The organism is Promicromonospora sp. NPDC057488 (assembly GCF_042802395.1).
Taxonomy (GTDB): Bacteria; Actinomycetota; Actinomycetes; order Actinomycetales; family Cellulomonadaceae; genus Promicromonospora.
The window spans coordinates 1-4,121 of the sequence record NZ_JBHVEG010000300.1 but is presented as its reverse complement, the minus strand read 5'-3'; the positions used below and the strand labels follow the sequence as shown (position 1 = coordinate 4,121).

The window sequence follows — 4,121 nt, the reverse complement described above, 5'->3', positions numbered from 1 at the left end:
GCTCTGAGCCGGCTCAGAGCGAAGAAAACCTGACCCTCAAAGGGAATCGGCCCCAAGGGAACCGGCCTCACAGCGAGTCGGCGCGCTGCCGGGCGTACTCCAGCTCCGGCCGCCCCCGCGTGCCGTACCGGGGCGCGCGGGTCGCGACGCCGCGGTCGGCCAGGAACTCCAGGTACCGCCGGGCCGTGATCCGGGCCAGGTGCAGCTCGTCGGCCACCTCGCTCGCCGACAGCGGCCCGGCGGCCCGGGCCAGCAGGTCGGACACCGTGTCCAGCGTGTCCTGGGACAAGCCCTTGGGCAGCCCCGCGGCGTTGGAGGTGCGCAGCGCCGCGAACGCGGTGTCCACCTCGCGCTGGCTCATCGTCGAGACCGGCGAGCGCATCTGGTCGAAGTACTTGCGGTACGCGCCGAGCTTCTCGGCGAACAGCCCGAACGCGAACGGCTTGATCAGGTACTGCACGACGCCGACGGCGACCGCCTCGCGCACCACCTCCAGCTCGCGGGCCGCGGTCACGGCGATCACGTCGACCACCAGGCCCGCGGCTCGAAGCTGCCGGCACAGCACCAGGCCGTGCCGGTCGGGCAGGTTCATGTCCAGCAGGAGCAGGTGCACCTCCTCGCCGGCGGCCTGGGCGTCGCGCAGCGCGCGCACCGTCTCGCTCGCGGTGTGCACCACCCCGGCCAGCTCGAACCCGTCCACCCGGCGCACGTACTCGCCGTGCGCCTCGGCCGTGTGCGGGTCGTCCTCCACGACCAGCACCCGGATCACGCGGGCACCTCGGCGGGCGGCGCCGCCTGCCCGACGGCGTCGGGCCGGGGGAGCGTGACCGTGAAGACGGCGCCGGTGCCGGCGCCGCGGGAGACCTCGATGTCGCCGCCGAAGCTCTCCACCACCTGCCGCACGAGCGCCAGGCCGTAGCCGCGCCCGCCCGCCACGGCCTCCTTGGTGCTCCAGCCCTGGTCGAAGATGCGGTCCAGGTCGGCGTCCGCGATGCCGGCGCCGCTGTCGGACACCTGGAACACCAGCGAGCCGTCGTCGCCGTTCGCGAGGTAGATCTCCACCCACGCCTCCGGGACCAGCCCGGCCGCGTCCGGGCCGGTGTCCTGCCGGGCGACGTCGAGGGCGTGCCCGGCGGCGGCGTCGATCCCGTTGTCGATCAGGTTGCCCAGGATCGTCACCACGTCCACCGGCTCCAGCCAGTGCGTGCCCGGCGTCAGGTGCGTCTCGAAGTGCATCTCGACGGCGCGCTCGCGGGCCTGGGCGGCCTTGCCCAGCACGAGCGCGGCGATCACCGGCTCCTCGATCGCCTGGACCACGCGGTCGGTGAGCCGCTGGCCGAGGTCGCGCTCGCCGGCCACGAACCGCAGCGCCTCGTCGCTGCGGCCCAGCTCGATGAGCGTGGCGATGGTGTGCAGGCGGTTGCTGAAGTCGTGGGTCTGCGCGCGCAGCGCCTCGGAGATGGTGCGCACCGACGACAGCTCGCCCGTGACCCGCTGCAGCTCCGTGCGGTCGCGCAGGGAGACGACCTCGCCGACGTTGCGCCCGGCCGCCGCCGCGGTGTCGCGGCCCACGAGCAGCACCCGGTCGCCCACCCGGACCGGCCCTTCCGGCGCGGCGCCGCCCAGCAGGTCGCGGACGGCGGGGGACAGGCGCGGGTCGGCCACCGCGAACGGGGCCGTCAGGTCCGGGACGTCCAGCAGCCGCAGGGCCTCGTCGTTGGCCAGCACCACCGTGCCGTCCTCGACCAGGAGCATGCCCTCCTCGACGGAGTGCAGCACCGCCTCGTGCGCGGTGAACAGGTGGGCCAGCTCGTCGGGGCCCTTGCTCTCCGTGATCCGGTCCAGCCGCCGGGCCAGCAGCGTCGCGGCGACGGCGCCCGTGCCGAACGCCAGGAGCGTGCCGACGCCGACGATCACCAGGCGCGGCACGATGCTGTCCCACAGCCGGTCGAGCGTCACCCCGGCCGAGACCATGCCCACCACCTCCCCGTCGTCGGTCATCACGGGCACGACGGCGCGCACCGACGGGCCGAGCGTGCCGTCGTACACCTCCGTGAACGTCTCGCCCCGCAGCGCCGGCGCGGTGGTGCCCACGAACTGGCGGCCGATCTGCCAGGTGTTGCGGTGCGTGTACCGGGTGCGGTCGGTGTCCATCACGGTCAGGTAGTCGATCTCCGTGGTCGCCATGACGCGCTCGGCGTACGGCTGCAGCAGGGCCGAGACCTCGGCGACCGTGCCGGACCGGTCCGTGCCGGCGGCGGCGTGCGCCTCGGCCACCGTGTCGATCACCAGCGACTCCGCAGCGACCGTGGCCGCCAGGTCCGTGCTCTCCTTCGCGGCGTGCGACTCCGCCGACGACCGGGCGTCCAGCGCCAGCAGCCCGAACACGATGACCGCGCCCGCGAACAGGAGTGCCGTGTGCACGGCGAGGAACCACCTCGCGATACTCGCACCCCGTCGCTGCGCCACGGGACCCATTGTGACCCGCCCGCGCCGCGCCCGGGACCACGTCGAGAACACTATGTACGCAATGGTGGGGTTCGCCGCCGTCACCAGCACTCTTGTCGCTGACCACACAGCGTTGTGAGAGGAACACACCATGGCGGAAACACAGTCCGCCGGCTCCGGGACCACCCCGCGCCGCCGGCTCGACAAGAGTCACTACCTGTACATCGCGGTGATCGTCGCCGTCGTCGCCGGCGTCATCGTGGGCCTGGCCTCCCCGGAGACCGGAGTGGCGCTGAAGCCGCTCGGTACCGGGTTCGTGGCCCTGATCAAGATGATGATCTCGCCGGTCATCTTCTGCACCATCGTGCTGGGCATCGGCTCCATCGCCAAGGCCGCCACCGTCGGCCGGGTCGGCGGGCTGGCGCTGCTCTACTTCATCGTGATGTCCACGTTCGCGCTGTTCATCGGCCTGGTCGTCGGCAACGTGCTGCACCCGGGCGAGGGCCTGAACATCGCGGGGGCCAGCTACGAGGCGGAGGGCGAGGCCGAGGGCCTGGTCGACTTCGTGCTCGGCATCATCCCCACCACGCTCGTCTCGCCGCTGACCGGCGAGTCCGTGCTGCAGACGCTGTTCGTGGCGCTGCTCGTCGGGTTCGCCATCCAGCAGCTCGGCGCGCGCGGCAAGCCCGCGCTCGACGCCATCCGCATGATCCAGGCGATCGTGTTCCGCGTCCTGACGATGATCCTCTGGGTCGCCCCCGTGGGTGCGTTCGGCGCCATCGCGGGCGTCGTCGGCGAGACCGGCTGGGGCGCCGTCGTCGCGCTGGGCACCCTGATGGTCGGGTTCTACCTCACCTGCATCGTGTTCATCGCCGTGGTGCTGGGCGCCGTGCTGTGGTTCGTGGCCCGCGTGAACATCTTCTCGCTCATGAAGTACCTGGCGCGCGAGTACCTGCTGATCGTCAGCACCTCGTCGTCCGAGGCGGCCCTGCCGCGCCTGATCGCCAAGATGGAGCACCTGGGCGTCTCGAAGCCGGTGGTGGGCATCACCGTGCCGACCGGCTACTCGTTCAACCTGGACGGCACCGCGATCTACCTGACCATGGCGTCGCTGTTCATCGCCTCGGCCATGGGCACGCCGCTGTCCGTGCCGGAGCAGATCGGCATGCTCGCCTTCATGATCATCGCGTCCAAGGGCGCCGCCGGGGTCACCGGCGCCGGCCTGGCCACCCTCGCGGGCGGCCTGCAGACCTACCGCCCCGACCTGGTCGACGGCGTGGGCATCGTGGTCGGCATCGACCGGTTCATGTCCGAGGCCCGCGCGCTGACCAACTTCACGGGCAACGCCGTGGCCACGGTGATCATCGGCACCTGGACCAAGGAGATCGACCGCGACCGCGTCGACGAGGTGCTCGCGGGACGCCTCCCGTTCGACGAGACCGCCGCGGACGACCTGCACGGCCCGGGGGACGCCGCCGCGGAGCCGGGCGACGAGGCCGTCGGCGACTCCGGCGCGGACGCAGAGGACCGGCGGACCAAGGCGGCCGAGCCCAGCTCGGTCTGATCCACGACCTGTTCGAGGTCCGGCCGGCCGCCGTACGGCCTGCCGGACGCCGCCCCGCCGCCGTCCGGCGGGGCGGCCCATGACTGACGACGGCCGGGCTGCTCTGGGG

At 72.6% G+C, this 4,121-nt stretch carries 3 protein-coding genes; 1 reads left to right on the top strand and 2 read right to left on the bottom strand.

Going from position 1 to position 4,121, the window contains the following annotated elements; all coding sequences use genetic code 11:
- Positions 1-67: 67 nt before the first annotated feature.
- Complete coding sequence (locus ACFU5G_RS29385; RefSeq protein ID WP_377252590.1) at positions 68-769, bottom strand: response regulator; 702 nt, start codon at positions 767-769, stop codon at positions 68-70.
- Positions 766-2,424 (bottom strand): ATP-binding protein, encoded by a 1,659-nt coding sequence (locus tag ACFU5G_RS29380; protein WP_377252588.1) that lies wholly within the window; start codon positions 2,422-2,424, stop codon positions 766-768. Before ACFU5G_RS29380 ends, ACFU5G_RS29385 begins: the two co-directional genes overlap by 4 nt.
- A gap of 175 nt (positions 2,425-2,599) precedes the next feature.
- Here ACFU5G_RS29380 and ACFU5G_RS29375 point away from each other — a divergent pair, with 175 nt between their 5' ends.
- A complete protein-coding gene (locus ACFU5G_RS29375) occupies positions 2,600-4,012 on the top strand; it encodes a cation:dicarboxylate symporter family transporter (protein WP_377252586.1) in 1,413 nt (470 codons plus the stop codon).
- Positions 4,013-4,121 lie beyond the last annotated feature (109 nt).